Origin of the sequence: Thalassomonas actiniarum (assembly GCF_000948975.2) — a bacterium.
Classification (GTDB): Bacteria; Pseudomonadota; Gammaproteobacteria; order Enterobacterales; family Alteromonadaceae; genus Thalassomonas; species Thalassomonas actiniarum.
On sequence record NZ_CP059735.1, the window covers coordinates 6,427,189 to 6,442,199 of the forward strand.

15 protein-coding genes are annotated in these 15,011 nt (G+C 50.0%); 7 read left to right on the plus strand and 8 right to left on the minus strand.

Going from position 1 to position 15,011, the window contains the following annotated elements; all coding sequences use genetic code 11:
• Positions 1 to 139: 139 nt before the first annotated feature.
• The 7 genes from SG35_RS27965 to lptM all read right to left on the minus strand — a co-directional run bounded on the left by SG35_RS27965 (position 140) and on the right by lptM (position 7,743).
• A complete protein-coding gene (locus SG35_RS27965; RefSeq protein WP_044834371.1) occupies positions 140 to 1,393 on the minus strand; it encodes a diguanylate cyclase in 1,254 nt (417 codons plus the stop codon).
• 12 nt (positions 1,394 to 1,405) lie between these two features.
• The gene (uvrD, locus tag SG35_RS27970) at positions 1,406 to 3,583 is read right to left on the minus strand and encodes a DNA helicase II (protein WP_044834372.1); all 2,178 of its coding nucleotides are present in this window, start codon (positions 3,581 to 3,583) and stop codon (positions 1,406 to 1,408) included.
• A 157-nt stretch (positions 3,584 to 3,740) separates the two neighbouring features.
• On the minus strand, positions 3,741 to 4,460 hold the full coding sequence (locus tag SG35_RS27975) for an HAD-IA family hydrolase (RefSeq protein ID WP_044834373.1): 720 nt from the start codon (positions 4,458 to 4,460) through the stop codon (positions 3,741 to 3,743).
• 7 nt (positions 4,461 to 4,467) lie between these two features.
• Positions 4,468 to 5,154, minus strand: a complete 687-nt coding sequence (locus tag SG35_RS27980) for a DUF484 family protein (protein WP_044834374.1) — start codon at positions 5,152 to 5,154, stop codon at positions 4,468 to 4,470.
• A complete protein-coding gene (gene dapF / locus SG35_RS27985) occupies positions 5,151 to 5,981 on the minus strand; it encodes a diaminopimelate epimerase (protein WP_044834375.1) in 831 nt (276 codons plus the stop codon). The genes SG35_RS27980 and dapF overlap by 4 nt, the downstream gene beginning before the upstream one ends.
• A gap of 341 nt (positions 5,982 to 6,322) precedes the next feature.
• Complete coding sequence (gene lysA / locus SG35_RS27990; RefSeq protein ID WP_044834376.1) at positions 6,323 to 7,570, minus strand: diaminopimelate decarboxylase; 1,248 nt, start codon at positions 7,568 to 7,570, stop codon at positions 6,323 to 6,325.
• A gap of 2 nt (positions 7,571 to 7,572) precedes the next feature.
• Positions 7,573 to 7,743: an LPS translocon maturation chaperone LptM gene (lptM, locus tag SG35_RS27995; RefSeq protein WP_160298332.1), complete on the minus strand. Its 171-nt coding sequence runs from the start codon at positions 7,741 to 7,743 to the stop codon at positions 7,573 to 7,575.
• Positions 7,744 to 7,891: 148 nt separating this feature from the next.
• Between lptM and cyaY the strand changes: the two genes are divergently transcribed.
• From cyaY to SG35_RS28030, 7 genes are all read left to right on the plus strand, one after another.
• Positions 7,892 to 8,209 carry an iron donor protein CyaY gene (gene cyaY, locus SG35_RS28000; protein WP_044834377.1) on the plus strand — a complete coding sequence of 106 codons (318 nt, stop codon included), beginning with the start codon at positions 7,892 to 7,894 and terminating at the stop codon, positions 8,207 to 8,209.
• 14 nt (positions 8,210 to 8,223) lie between these two features.
• Complete coding sequence (gene hemC / locus SG35_RS28005; RefSeq protein WP_044834378.1) at positions 8,224 to 9,156, plus strand: hydroxymethylbilane synthase; 933 nt, start codon at positions 8,224 to 8,226, stop codon at positions 9,154 to 9,156.
• Positions 9,143 to 9,913, plus strand: a complete 771-nt coding sequence (locus SG35_RS28010) for a uroporphyrinogen-III synthase (RefSeq protein ID WP_044834379.1) — start codon at positions 9,143 to 9,145, stop codon at positions 9,911 to 9,913. The genes hemC and SG35_RS28010 overlap by 14 nt, the downstream gene beginning before the upstream one ends.
• Positions 9,906 to 11,183, plus strand: coding sequence for a uroporphyrinogen-III C-methyltransferase (locus SG35_RS28015; RefSeq protein ID WP_053043232.1), 1,278 nt, complete (start codon positions 9,906 to 9,908; stop codon positions 11,181 to 11,183). Before SG35_RS28010 ends, SG35_RS28015 begins: the two co-directional genes overlap by 8 nt.
• Positions 11,180 to 12,397: a heme biosynthesis HemY N-terminal domain-containing protein gene (locus tag SG35_RS28020; RefSeq protein WP_044834380.1), complete on the plus strand. Its 1,218-nt coding sequence runs from the start codon at positions 11,180 to 11,182 to the stop codon at positions 12,395 to 12,397. Before SG35_RS28015 ends, SG35_RS28020 begins: the two co-directional genes overlap by 4 nt.
• 214 nt (positions 12,398 to 12,611) lie before the next feature.
• Positions 12,612 to 13,358, plus strand: coding sequence for an AraC family transcriptional regulator (locus tag SG35_RS28025; protein ID WP_044834381.1), 747 nt, complete (start codon positions 12,612 to 12,614; stop codon positions 13,356 to 13,358).
• A gap of 70 nt (positions 13,359 to 13,428) precedes the next feature.
• Positions 13,429 to 14,163 (plus strand): transglutaminase-like domain-containing protein, encoded by a 735-nt coding sequence (locus SG35_RS28030; protein ID WP_044834382.1) that lies wholly within the window; start codon positions 13,429 to 13,431, stop codon positions 14,161 to 14,163.
• A 126-nt stretch (positions 14,164 to 14,289) separates the two neighbouring features.
• Here the strand turns inward: SG35_RS28030 and fre are convergent, their stop codons facing one another.
• Positions 14,290 to 14,985 (minus strand): NAD(P)H-flavin reductase, encoded by a 696-nt coding sequence (gene fre, locus SG35_RS28035; protein ID WP_044834383.1) that lies wholly within the window; start codon positions 14,983 to 14,985, stop codon positions 14,290 to 14,292.
• Positions 14,986 to 15,011 lie beyond the last annotated feature (26 nt).

Sequence of the window (15,011 nt, forward strand, 5' to 3'; positions counted from 1 at the left end):
TTAGACAAAACTTAAACCGGAGACTACCCGGCAATCAATCTTCTGATTTAGCAAGTATGACTGACTTCCCCTGTTTCACACAAATTTCCCCTAAAGCAGGGCCGGTACCCGACTAGCAGTCAACGGCCCCGGCTCAGCCTTACTCGTTAACCTCACTGGTGGCAATTTGGTTACGACCATTTTCCTTGGCCTGATAAAGGGCGTTATCCGCCAGATGTAGTTGCCGCGCCAGTTCCTGATTGCTGTTAAAAATCACCCCCAGACTCACGGTCACGCTGATATGCTGCTGATCATAGGCAATTTGGGCAACCGCAATTTCCCGGCGAAAATCATCTAATTTTTCAAACAACTGATCTTCATCTTCACCGGTTAACAGCACGGCAAACTCTTCCCCGCCGAGACGGGCAAGGCTGCCTTTACCCAGGTGCTTGCGCATATACAAGGCAACTACCTTAAGCACATGATCCCCGGCATCATGGCCATATTTATCATTAATACCTTTAAACAAATCAATATCCAGCATCGCCAGGCAATAGGGAGTTTTATGCTTGATATATTCGTTTAACCTGATATCGGCATCATGGAAAAATGCCCTGCGGTTGGCCAGCCCGGTAAGAAAGTCGGTGCTGGCGGCTTTTTTAATTTGTTCGATATTACTGAGGTTTTCAATATTCTGGGTAATGCGGCAATAAAATTCTTCCGGGCAGAATGGCTTACGCAAAAAGTCGTCGGCACCGTTTTTAATAAAGCGCGCCGAATGCAGGCCGTTTTCCGCCCCGGAAATCCCCACTACCGCCAGTTGATCCCTGGGATATAACTTGCGCAGTTCATTGGTGAGCTCAATACCGTCCATTTCCGGCATTTCCAGATCGGTGATCACCATTTTAATGCCCGGTTGCTGCTTCAGCACTTCCAGGGCTTTCACGCCGTTAGCAGCGACATACACGGAGAAATTACGCCGCTTTAATAATTCAACAATATGGTTACGGGCCGAGCTGGAATCGTCCACCACTAAAATACCGTGCTGGTGGTTGGTCTGCTGGCTGTGCAAGATGCGTTTAAGATACAAAAACGCCTGACTGTTTTCTTTGGGGATATAATCGATCACCGGCCGGGCCAAGATGTCCTGCCGGGTATCATCATCCATTTTTCCCGTCATGACCACGCCGGGAATGCCGTGGGAAAGCACGCAATCTATGGCTTCGCCATAATTGGCATCCGGCAGGGAATAATCTATGGTGGCGGCAAAAAAATCTGTATCCCCCTGCAGGATTTCTTCCACTTGTGCCAGGGTGGTGGCAACAGTTACCTGAAAGTTTAACGCCTTGCCTATCTGCCCGATCACCCGGGCAATAGGTTTACTGTCTTCTATCACTAATAGCCGTTGTGCCATCCTGAGTTCCTGTTATGTTATTGGTTGTAAATTCGCATAGGCCACTACCAACCATTTACTGCCCAAACCGTCAAAATTCACCTGGATGCGGCTTTGTGCGCCGCTGCCTTCGTAATTAAGCACCACACCTTCGCCAAACTTACTGTGCTCTACCCGCTGACCCAAAGTAAATCCCGTATTTTCAAAAGACTCTGTGGTAAAGGTCGATGAAAAACGTCCTGTTGTTGCCGGACGGGAAACCTGGCTTTGCAAACGAATTTCTTCAACGCAAGACTCGGGTAACTCCCTGATAAAGCGACTGGGCTTATGGTATTTTTCTTGCCCGTATAATCGTCGGCTCTCGGCATGACATAAGTATAGTTTGTTCATGGCCCTTGTCATACCAACGTAACACAGGCGGCGCTCTTCTTCCAGCCGACTGATATCTTCAACCGATTGCTGGGACGGGAACATGCCTTCTTCAATGCCGGCAATAAATACCAGCGGGAACTCCAGGCCTTTGGCGGAGTGCATGGTCATCAGCTGCACCGCGGCTTCATAATCGTCCGCCTGGGACTCGCCGGATTCCAGCGCCGCATGGGTTAAAAATGCCGTTAGCTGGCTTTGTTCGTCTTCCAGCTCGGGATCCATTTCAAAGGTCTGACAGGCGGTGACCAGCTCGTTAAGGTTTTCTATCCTGGCTTCGGCGCGCTCGCCTTTTTCCGCCTGATACATGGCTTTTAAACCACTGTTGCTGATAACAAAATTGGCCTGCTGATCGAGATCCAGGTTGCAGGAGTCATCTTCCAGGCTGTCGATCAATTCAATAAACAGACCTATGGTTTTCGCACTGCGTCCCTTAAGCTGGCCGCTGCTCAGCATTTGCTGACAGGCTTGCCACAAGGTGGTCTCCAGGCTCTTGGCGGCGTCGCGGACGATGGCCAAAGTTTGATTGCCTATGCCCCGGGTCGGGGTATTGATAATGCGTTCAAAGGCGGCGTCATCATCACGATTGTTGATCAAGCGCATATACGCCAACGCGTCTTTAATTTCCTGACGTTCAAAGAAGCGTAAACCGCCATAGATACGATAGGGCAGCTGCGCCTGCAACAGGGCTTCTTCCAATAAACGGGACTGGGCATTGCTGCGGTATAAAATGGCAACCTGATCCAAAGAGCCGTTATCCTGGCGCCACGCTTCGATACGCCCGGCAATAAAACGTGCTTCATCGATTTCATTAAAGGCGGTATAGATAGAAATCTTTTCGCCGGCATCGTCCTGGGTCCATAACTCCTTACCTAAACGGTTATTATTATTGGCAATCAGTTTATTGGCGGCATTAAGAATATTGGCGGTCGAGCGGTAGTTCTGCTCCAGCCGTATAGTCTTCGCCTGCTCGAAATCCTTTAAAAACCGCTGAATATTCTCGATTTTCGCCCCGCGCCAGCCATAAATGGACTGGTCGTCATCGCCGACTATCATGACATTGCTGCGCGCTTTGCCCAGCATGGTTAGCCAGGCGTACTGGATGGCATTGGTATCCTGGAACTCGTCCACCAGGATATGGGAAAACCTTTGCTGGTAATGACTTAACAATACGGGATTATTGAGCCAGAGTTCATGGGCCCGCAATAACAGTTCGGCAAAATCCACCAAACCGGCGCGGTCACAGGCCTGCTGATAGGCACTGTAGATCTGGACAAAGGTTTGTTCCGTCGGATCAAAATGGGCCTCGATATGCCGGGGCCTGATGCCCTCGTCTTTCTTGCCGTTGATATACCACTGCGCCTGTTTGGCGGGCCAGCGTTTTTCATCCAAATTTAATGAACGTATGATACGTTTGACCAGGCGCAGCTGATCATCAGAGTCAAGCACCTGAAAGGCCTGGGGTAAGTTGGCTTCCTGAAAATGCATCCTTAACAGGCGGTGCGCCAGGCCGTGAAAAGTACCCACCCACATGCCATGGACGTTGCCGTCGACCACCTGCTCGACCCGGGAGCGCATTTCTGCCGCCGCCTTATTGGTAAAGGTAACTGCCAATACCGCATGGGAAGATACTTGCTCGACTTTCATCAGCCAGGCAATACGCTGTACCAGCACCCGGGTTTTACCGCTACCGGCGCCGGCCAGCACCAACATATTTTGCAAAGGGGCAGCGACGATTTCCCGCTGCTGGTCGTTTAAGCCATCAAGTAACTCGGAAACATCCATAAAAACTAACGATCAAGAAAAATGATGGTTATTGTAGCAAACAACTGTAAAAAAAAGCAGTAATAAAGCGAAAGAGTCTTCCCTTAGTCTAAGATGAAAGCCACAAGGCAAGTATATTGAGGTCAAGGGGGCAGGGAGCCGGAGCAGCGAAAAGCACTTAGATCAGCAAAAAGCTCAGTTCGCCGACCTCCGTTAATTCGATATCCGGCAGTACCGTCAGGGGTTTGCCGACACCAAAAGTCGGGAACCAGGCACTCTGGCAACCGGCCGCTGCCGCGCCGAAAATATCTGCCCGGCCGCAATCACCGACATGCAACAATTGCCCGGGAGCAATGGCCAGCTGTTCACAGGCCAGTGCAAACATGTCCAGGGCGGGTTTTTGCCTGATGCCTTTACCGGCATGATAAATGCCTTGGAAATAACCATCAAGACCGATGGCGCGGGTATCGACATTACCATTGCTGATGGCTACCAGGGGATATTGCTCGGCTAATGCTGCCAGTACGGCGTGTATGCCAGGGGGTACATCAATATTGCTGCGTAACAGCACAAATTCTGCCATGGCCGCCTTGGCTTGCAACCTGGCCTCATCCGGCGTGAAATTCAGCGCCAAAAAACCAAGATAATAACTTTCAATCCGCAGGGCGCTCACGTCATGTTTTAGTGCCGGCTGTTGTTGTAGCACCCGGGCACGGTGAAAGAACCAGAAATTGATATCCTGGCATTGCGTTAACATCGGCTGCAGATCGGGCACAGTGGCAAAATAAGCTGCCATACCGGCATTGGCCGCCATCATCACCGGATAATTGCTATACAGGGTATCATCGAGATCAAAACTGATGGCTTTTACCGGCTGCAGGCGGCGATAAAGTTTCATCCGGGTATTAATCCTGTTGCAGCTGCTGTAGCAATAATTTCGCCACCAGCTTTCTGAATTGCCCCAGTAGCAGGGTGTCCATACGCGGGTCAAAGTGCTCGGCATCGTCGCTGCTGATGGCTAAAAAGCCTAAAGTTTGCTGCTCATGGCTCAGCTTGATCAGCACCACAGAGCCCAGGGTCGGACCGGAAAAAATCAGCTGCTGCTCGCTTTGTTGCAACCGGCCAAAATAATAATCTTCCTCCGCCAGGCGGTTTTGCAGGATACCGCCGCAGTCATTTTGACTCAGGCTGGCATGGTCCAGACTAAATTCCCCGGTTAACCATAATTTCAGCTGAGACAGCGACAACAGCTCAGTGGTGGCCCGATGCAAGCAGTCCAGCAGTTCTGCCGCCGAATCGCAATCAATCAACCTCAGGTAGAGATCGCTGTAGAGCATAAACAGGCGTTCATTATGATTGGCCACCGACATCAACTGGGTGATCTCTTCTTCCAGCGACTGTACTTTCTGCCTGAGCTGCTGTTGCTGACGTTCAACCAGGGAAATCGTGCCCCTGTGGGGATCCGCCAGGCGCAGGGCCGTTAATACATGCGGTGCCCGGTTAAAAAACTCGGGATTATCCAGCAAATAATCTGCGATTAACTCATCCGTCAATGCCAGCTCTTGTTCCGGCACTCGTTTATTTTCACTCATAAATTTAATTGTCCATCAAAAACATGTACCGCAGGGCCGGACATTTTCACCGGACTGCCCGGGCCTTTCCAGTAAATTCGTAATTTGCCGCCGGGTAATTCCACGGTTACCTGTTTTGCTAATTTTTTTTGCATTTGTCCGATCACCACGGCAGCACAGGCGCCGCTGCCGCAAGCCAGAGTTTCACCTGCACCGCGCTCATAAACACGCAGTTTAATATATTCCGGGGAAACCACTTCCATAAAACCGACATTGGCCTGTTTCGGAAATCTTTCATGGTGGGATAATTCTTCACCTAAAGTATCAACCGGTGCCTCTTTTACCGAGTCCACCGTCAACACGCAATGGGGGTTGCCCATAGAGACCACGCCGCATAACACGGTTTCATGCTCACTGCGCAGAATATAGGTGCCTTCTACTTTTTGCGCCTTAAAGGGGATCTGCGCCGGTTCAAACTGAGGCACCGGCATATTGACGGAAATCTTACCGTCGCGCTCGACAAACAAGGTCATTTTTCCCACTTGGGTGGAAACGCGGATCTTAGTTTTATTGATCAGGCCTTTCATGCGAACAAAACGGGCAAAACAGCGGGCGCCGTTACCGCATTGGCCCACTTCACTGCCGTCGGCATTAAATATCCGGTAATGAAAATCTAAGTCCGGATCATAGGGAGGCTCCACCACCAGCAGCTGATCAAAACCGACGCCAAAATGCCGGTCCGCCAGCTGGCGGATTTGATCATTGGAGAGGAATACATTTTGTGTAACATTATCCAAAACCAGGAAATCATTACCTAAACCATGCATTTTGGAAAAATTGAATAACATTAATATTATCTTCCTGTTAAAGCCCGTTTGTTATTTTAACCCATACCCAAGCCACTTGGAAATGCAGGTTCAGAGCTAAGCTAGGACATCAGAGCAAGGCGCAATACGCATATAATGGTTATTCCCTTATAAAGTGTTGCAACGCTGCACTGATGTTCTAGCTTAGCTCCCTTCGGGCAAGGCGATAAACGGCTATCTCCTGCGTTATTGAATCTTCAAATAGAATAACTATTCGTAAAATTTAATGCCTTGAATATAGCCGTTTCTCGTCTTGCTGAATCCTGCATTTCCAAGTGGTTTGGGTATAATCTTGCGTCAAGCTTAATTCCAGGTCATAGCCGTTAAGGTAATATACTTTCACCCTGCCAAAGCCCGGCAAGACTTTCCCGCTCCCGGATCAGGTGGCTGGTGTCTTTATCCACCAGCACTTCCGCCGCCCGGGGCCGGCTATTATAGTTTGAACTCATGGTAAAGCCATAAGCACCGGCGGAGCGCACCGCCAATAAATCACCCGCTTTAATCGCCAACAGGCGGTCTTTGCCGAGAAAATCACCGGTTTCACAAACCGGGCCCACTACATCATAGCTTAGTTCATCCACATCCCGGCGCTGTTCAACCGGAATTATCTCCTGCCAGGACTGGTACAGGGACGGGCGCAGCAGGTCGTTCATCGCCGCATCGACGATGGCAAAATGCCGGTCCTGGTTGGTTTTTAAAAATTCGACTTCGGTGACTAAAATACCGGCATTGGCCATGATCGCCCGTCCCGGTTCATACAGCAGGGTCAAGTCATAACCGGCGAGCTTTTCCGCCAGCGCCCTGGCATATTCTTTCGGGTGGGGCGGGGTTTCATCCCGGTAACACACCCCTAAACCGCCGCCAACATCCAGGTGCGAGAGCTTGATGCCTTTTGCCGCCAGCTTATTGATCAGCACCAATACCCGGTCCAGGGCATCGAGAAAGGGGGTTAATTCCGTCAACTGGGAGCCGATATGGCAATCTATGCCTTTGACCTCAAGGTGCGGTAACTGATCTGCGGTTACATACAGGGTCTCGGCATCTGCTATGCTGATACCGAATTTATTTTCTTTTAAGCCGGTGGAAATATAGGGATGGGTGCCGGCATCAACATCCGGATTGACCCGTAAAGACACCGGGGCCTTGACCCCTAACTCACCCGCGACCTGGTTGATACGTGCCAGTTCCGGCGCCGATTCGACATTAAAACAATAAATCTTCTGCTCGAGGGCATAACGGATTTCATCGGATTTTTTCGCCACCCCGGAAAACACCACCTTGCCGGCATCACCGCCGGCAGCCAGCACCCGGGCCAGCTCTCCTTTGGAGACAATATCAAAACCTGAGCCCAAGCGGGCCAGCAGATTTAATATTGCCAGGTTGGAGTTGGCCTTAACCGCATAACAAATCAGGTGCGGTTGCTCGCCTGCGGCATCATCAAAGGCATGCCAGTGCCTTTCTATGGTGGCGCGGGAATAGACATAAAGCGGGGTACCGTAATTTTTCGCCAGCTCCGCGACCCGGCATTCTTCCGCAAATAAGGTGTTATCTTTCCGGGTAAAATAATCCACGTTTATTTTTCCTGTTCAGGGCTGCCGCTATGCCGCTCTTCGGCCTTACTTTCAGCCTGTTGTACTTCCTCGGATGGCGTCTGATACAAAGGGCCTTTATTACCGCAGGCAGTTAATACCAGGATGGAAAAAAGGCCGCCAAGGAGTAAGGTTTTATTTGCTTGTATGCTCATTTATTGATTTATTTACCCTGATAGTGATGTAGGTCAATTGTATTTCACACTTTAGATACGGCGAAAGTGCATTTATCTAAGGTGATTGGTATTATACTCACATGCTTATCAACAATTACAAGCCTTAATACGTGTAAAAGGACAATCAATGAATGACAGCCAGTATAATTTAATCGCAGACGACCTGTTACTTGCCGTTGAAGAGGCAATCGAAGACTGTGGTTATGATATCGATTACGAAGGCGCCGGGGGATTATTAACCCTGACCTTCAAAAATGGCAGCAAAATAATTCTCAACAAACAAGCGCCGTTACACGAAGTTTGGGTTGCGACAAAATTCAACGGCCATCACTTCGCCTATCAGGACAACCAGTGGCGCGATAAAAGGGCCGGGGATGAGTTCTGGCAGTTTTTATCTGCGGCGGTCAGCAAACAGGCAGATGCCGACATTACCTTATCCGAATAAGTCAGGAGTATTTAATGAAAACAACCAAGGTTCGCATCGCGACACGTAAAAGTGCGCTGGCACTGTGGCAGGCAGAATATGTAAAGGCGCAACTGGAGCATTTTCATCCGCAAGTCACGGTGGAACTGGTGCCTATGACCACCAAGGGCGACATTATCCTGGACACCCCGCTGGCCAAAGTCGGCGGCAAAGGCCTGTTTGTTAAAGAACTGGAAGTGGCCATGCTGGAAAACCGCGCCGATATCGCGGTACACTCGATGAAAGATGTACCGGTCGATTTCCCCCCGGGACTAGGGCTGGAAGTCATCTGCCCGCGGGAAGATCCCCGCGATGCCTTTGTTTCCAACAAGTACAATACATTGGCTGAATTACCGCAGGGGGCCATAGTCGGTACTTCAAGCCTGCGTCGCCAGTGTCAGCTGAAAGAGTTACGTCCCGATCTCGATATCCGCGATCTGCGCGGTAACGTCAATACCCGCTTAAGAAAACTTGATGACGGCGAATACGATGCCATTATCTTAGCCTCCGCCGGTTTGATCCGGTTGGAAATGAGTGAGCGCATCAGCGACTATATCGAACCTGAAGTCATGTTACCCGCCAATGGCCAGGGCGCGGTCGGCATAGAGTGCCGCACCGACGACGACACCATCAAGGCCTTACTGGCGCCGTTGGAAGATTTAGCTACCCGTCAGCGGGTACTGGCGGAGCGCGCTATGAACAAGGCCCTGGAAGGGGGCTGTCAGGTGCCTATCGGCAGTTATGCGGTGATCCAAGGCGATCAGCTGTACCTCAGGGGCCTGGTGGGCGCTGTCGACGGCAGCAAGATCATCCGCAGCGAGATCACCGGCTCGCTTGAACAGGGCGAAGACTTAGGTGAACAACTTGCCCAAACCCTGTTATCGCAAGGAGCAGCAGCGATTTTAAAGCAGGTTTATGACAACCACTAAGCTTAAGGTACTGATCACGCGGCCACAGGAAAAAGGCCGCGTATTGGCGCAAAAGTTAACGCAACTCGGCATCTGTGCCAGCCACCAACCGCTTTTTTCTTACCGGGCACTGGCCGACCAGTATGAAATAAGACAAACTTTAACCTTATCACCCAATCCTATCCTGATTTTTGTCAGTGTCGCCGCCGTAAACTACGCCCATGAAAGCTACCCGCTGCAACACTGGCAACATGCCAGGGTTATCGCCGTCGGCGCCGCCACCGAAAAGGCTTTGCAGCAATACGGCATGGATAACGTGATTTGCCCGCAAGAACACAACAGTGAAGGCATGCTGGCCCTGCCGGAACTGGCAGACGTTAACGGGCGGCAGATCATTATTGTCCGCGGCAACGGCGGCCGGGAACTGATGGCCCAAACCTTAAGGGAGCGGGGAGCCAAGGTGAATTATCTTGAATCTTATCAAAGGATTTGGCTATCATTGCCCAGGGATATCCCGCAGCAATGGCAGGCAAAGCCGATTAACTGCATGGTGATCACCAGCAATGCCCTGCTCGAGCGCATCGTCGAGCTCCTGGCCCCGCTGGATGAATTCTGGCAAAAGACCTGTTTATATGTGGTAGCCAGCGAACGCATCGCCGCCAAGGCAAAAGCACTTGGTTTACAACGGGTAGTTAATGCCCGCGGGGCAGATGACCAGGCCATTACCGGCACTTTAATTAACCTTATGACCCAAATAACGGAAGCAGAAAATGACTGAACAAAAACAACCGGAAGACACTGTTCAGGAAAACGCGAGTGCCGCGGACAAGGCCGGCGTTTCACCGGCAACTGACAAAAAACCGCCAGGCAGCGCCCATAAAAACAATCAAGCCTCCATCAAAGCCAAGATGAAAAAAGACGAAAATAACAAAACAGCTCAGGTATCAAAAACCGGCGTGCTGGCCCTGATGCTGGCGCTGCTCGCCTGCGCCGGCAGCGCTGGTTTATATTACTGGCAAAGCCAGCAACAGCCGCTGCAACAAGCACAAACGCAGAAAACGCTGAGCCAACAACTCGAAGCCAAATTAAAAAGCGGTGAACAACAACTGAGCCAGTTACTCCAGGCCCGGGAACAACAGCTGACCGAGCACTTTAACCGGCAAATAAACGCGCTGAAAAGCCAAAGCGAGCAAAACCTGGCACAATTAAACCAGACCCTGAAAGGACTGCAACAAGAACAACCCGGCAACTGGCTTTTTAACGAAGCAGAATATCTAATCCGTATGGCCTCGCGCACCCTGTGGCTGGAGCAGAACACGGATACCGCCATCAGCCTGTTAACCGATGCCGATAAACGCTTAAGCCAAATGAATAACCCGGCATTGTTGCCGGTACGCCAGCTTATCTTTCAGGATATTGAAACCCTTAAACTGCTGCCGCGCCAGCAAAGCGCACAAGTAATTTTAACCCTGATGGGACTGGACAAACAGCTTGGCAGCCTGGTAATGGCACGTCCTTACCGGCAACAAAACCAGGAACAGGCACAAGATTTAACCTTAACCTCAGATCCCGCAGACTGGCGGGAAAACCTGGCCAAGGTTTGGCAAAAATTCCGGGCGAACTATATCATCACCAGCCGTCCGCGCACTAAAGGTGACGATCCTTTGCTGTCGCCGCAACATCAGCAGAACTTACAGGAAAACCTGGCACTCAAACTCCAGCTTGCCATCTGGTCAGCCAGTAAAGGGGAAAGCACCATCTACCGGCAAACCCTGGACGATATCCAGCAATGGCTCAACCAGTATTACGAAAGCGAAAATAAAACCAACCAGGGCTTTATCGCGGCAATAGAAAAACTCAAACCGGCTACCCTGACGGTCAATTATCCGGACAAGCTGGTCTCACTGGCGGCAATACGTAAAGTGATCGCCCAGAACAACAGCAATACAGCCGTACCCGGGCAGGCAAACGGCCAGCCACCGGCGATAAAAACGCCGGAAGAACAGCTTCCAAAGCTTAAGGCTGACCAGGACGGAGCCAGCTTATGAAACGCTTGATCCTGATCTTATGCCTGATACTGCTGGCTATCCTTACTGCCATTGCCATCGGCCCCATGCTGATTGACGGCAAAGGTTATATCACGGTTGTCAGCGGCGATACCGCCTACCAAACCACTATTTTATCGGCGGTTTACCTGCTGACGGCACTGTTTCTGGTGTTACTGGCAGTGCTTTTTATCCTGCGCGGCGGTTTGAGATTTAGTTTAGGTGGCTGGCATAAACTGACACGGGCCAGCCAGCGCCGCGCGTTAAAAAATTTCAACAAAGGCATTACCGCCTATGTAATAGATGACTATGCCCAGGCGGAGCAGCTACTGGCCAAAAGTGCCCAGCTGCCACAGTTTGAACAAACCGCCTATTTACTGGCGGCCTCTGCGGCAGACAAGCAAAACTCAGGCAGCAACCATTATCTCGAGCGGGTCGGTACAGACAAACATTTTATTAAAAATGCCGGACTCGAAGGGGTGCTGGTTAAGGTGAAAATATTTATCGGCCAGGGGGAATATAGTAAAGCCCGGGAGCTGATCGATAATCATCATAAATATATCGGCCATGATGCCAGGCTGCTGGCACTGGAAATCGACCTGTGCCTGATTGAGCAAAGGTTCGAAGCCGCTATCGAACATTTAAAAGCGGCACGCAAACAAAAAACCATCAGCAAGGAAAAGCTCGCCGCCTGGGAGCGAGAGGCTTTTGCCGGTATCTTTAACGATACCATCAGCCAGGCAGATCAAAATGCCCTGTTTGCCTACTGGAAAAAACTGCCCCGTAAAATCCAGCAAAGCGAGCCGGTATTGCTGGCTTATTGCCGGGTATTGGCAGAAAACAAACTTAATGATGCCTTAACGGATATCTTGTTGCCGGTGCTGAAAAAAGATCCCCGCCAGCAGCAGCTACGCGCTTTCCAGGTATTGCCGGTACATCAGGGAGACGCCTTGATCGCCCAGGTACAAAAGCAGCTGGGCAAACATCAGCAAGAGGCAAAATGGTTGAGTTACCTGGGACACCTGGCATTCAATAGCGAGCAATGGCAGATGTCGGAAAGAGCCTTTAACAGCCTGCTGGCATTGGAGACTCCCGGCTACGATGCTTCAGACTTAGAAGCCCTGGCCAGCGTCTTAAGCCAACAGGGAAAGTTTGAACAGGCGAATAAGATATTGACCCGGAGGATTAAGATGCAAGCCTCCCAGGCTAAAGCATAACAAAAGCTTCCGGCGGTACTTTAACCGTTAAGTCCAATACCGAGCCCTGTATAACCACAGGGCTTTTTTATGCATTGTTATGACAAAAGCGTTTCCATTGATACCTGAGCAAGCGCTTTCGCATTAACTGCGGCACAAAAGGGTTAACTTTTTGCCAATATTGCCCTGCTATGACAACATATAACTTCTCTTCATTTAAAAGGCATATTGTGTGATGAAACCCGGTGTTTGGATTGAGGCTGGCATCGTCATTATCTATGGCGCCAGTCTGGATGCTGCTGCTCACAGTCACCATGCGATGCAAGTCATTTGGCCCAAGAGTGATTCGCTTTGTAAATTAAACAACGTGGATATAACAGAGTTAGCTATTATCGGCTCTCAAGTGGAGCATCAACTGCAGATGCCCGAAGGCTGGATACTGCTGGTTGAGCCAAAAAGCGTTTTAGGGCAGGCCTTGTCCGGTAAACTTGCAGGAGCACCGCAGCAAACATTTCACTCATCCTTTTCGGGCACAATGAAGTCGCCGGCACAGAATGAAGAGCTGATTGAGTTTTTAAGCCCTTTGTTTCAGGCATTAGAGCTCACCAGGCAAGTGTTGCCTGTTAATAAAAGTACGGTGGCAGATAAGCGCATTCAGCAGTTAGTCTTCGAATTAGATCAATGTTTACACGGTGACTGTATCAAACCAACAAATTGGCGGGCTGCTGCAGTCGCCAGTCAACTGGCCTTGTCGGAAAGCCGTTTTTTGCATTTATTTCGTCAGGAATTGGGGATTGCCTGGCGCCCTTATCTATTGTGGCGACGCATGATGTGCGCGGTCCGGGCAATAGTCAATAATGCCTCGGCGACGGAGGCTGCCCACCTGGCCGGGTTTTCTGACAGCGCCCATCTCAGCCGGACTTTTCGAAATACTTTCGGTATGACCATCAGGCAGGCTCATGCCCTTTTACTAAAAACCTAGCCGGTTTATTCAAGTTTCTTGTTGAAGGATTGACTAAGCTGGGCACAGATCCCTTAAGCAAGAGCGAACCATGGCGACATTATCCGAAGATTTTCTTTTAGCAACCCCTATGCTGGACTTTAATCACCCACAGATACAAGCCCTGATTAAACGAAGGAAATGGCGGGATTTGTCCCCCTATGATGCCATAGGTGCAACCTATACTTTTGTCCGCGATGAAATCCGCTTCGGCTATAACGCAGACGACCGCTTACCGGCAAGCCAGGTACTTAACGATGGTTACGGCCAGTGCAATACCAAAGGCACCTTATTTATGGCGCTATTGCGTGCCCTTGGCATATCAGCACGACTCCATGGTTTTACCATTGACAACAAATTACAACGCGGTGCCATTCCCGGCTATTTGTTTGCCATCGCCCCCAAGCGCATTATCCATAGCTGGGTTGAGGTATATCAGGACGAACGCTGGGTTAATCTGGAAGGTTACATTCTGGATAAAGCTTATTTGAAGCAAATACAAAGCAGCTTTTCCGGCCAATGCCAGTCCTTCTCAGGTTTTGGCATTGCCACTCAATGTCTTGCTGCACCTGACATTGACTGGCAGGGGCAGGACACTTATATACAAAGTGACGGTATTGCAGATGATTTCGGCGTATATAACCAACCGGATGATTTTTATGCCAGACACGGCAGCAACCTTTCCGGCATTAAAAAACTGCTTTTCCGTTATCTGTTGCGTCATTTAATGAATTTAAACGTGAAACAAATCCGTGCCAATGGCGTTTGCCGAAAAAACCGAACATAGGACTCAACTCGGGGGCTGCCCTTAATAAAACGGTCACCGGCCCGGATTGACTTTTTTCGCTGGATTTCTTTTACAAAAAAACACCATAACGGAAGAAGACTTTCAACTATGGTGCTTTTTCCGTCGTTAGATAAAAGCAAATGCGTCGGCATACATATGCTCTAATAACGCTCCCTGCTCGACAAAGTCCTGGCGAATGCGCCCCACCATATCAAAACGACCTGCCAGATAAATATCGTAAGGCTCAAAACTGACAATATCCTGCATCACCACTTCATGTACCAGCCCGGTTTTCCCCTGCCACTCGGGAGTCGGGTTTTCTACCACGGGAATAAAGCTGGCATTGGGTAATTTGGCTATGGTCTGTCTGGTTTTTTCCAGCTCATAACAGGCATCGGGCTCCCTCAGACCCCAATAAACGATGACCGGCCGGTTTGATCCCTGAGCCGCCAAATATTCAAACATAGATTTGATATAGGAAAAACCGGTGCCGCCGGCGAGTAATAGCAAAGGGCGCTCACTGTCGGTGCGCAACTGGGCATTACCCAGCGGCATTTCCACGATAACCTTGTCGCTGGCATTTAAACGCTCTATCACCTGCATCGGATAGCTGTCCGCGCCAAAAGCCCCTATCTGTAGCTCAATAAATTCATCTCCCGGGGCACTGGCGATGGAGAAGGGACGCTTGTCCTCATCACTCATAACAAAATTCAAATACTGGCCGGGTAAAAAATCAATTGATTTTTCTGGCTTTAACAACACTTTGTGTACATTGGGAGTTAAGGGCTCCAACAAATGTACCTGACACTCTATCGCATTCATGCTTGCTTACTTACCTTTAATTAGTT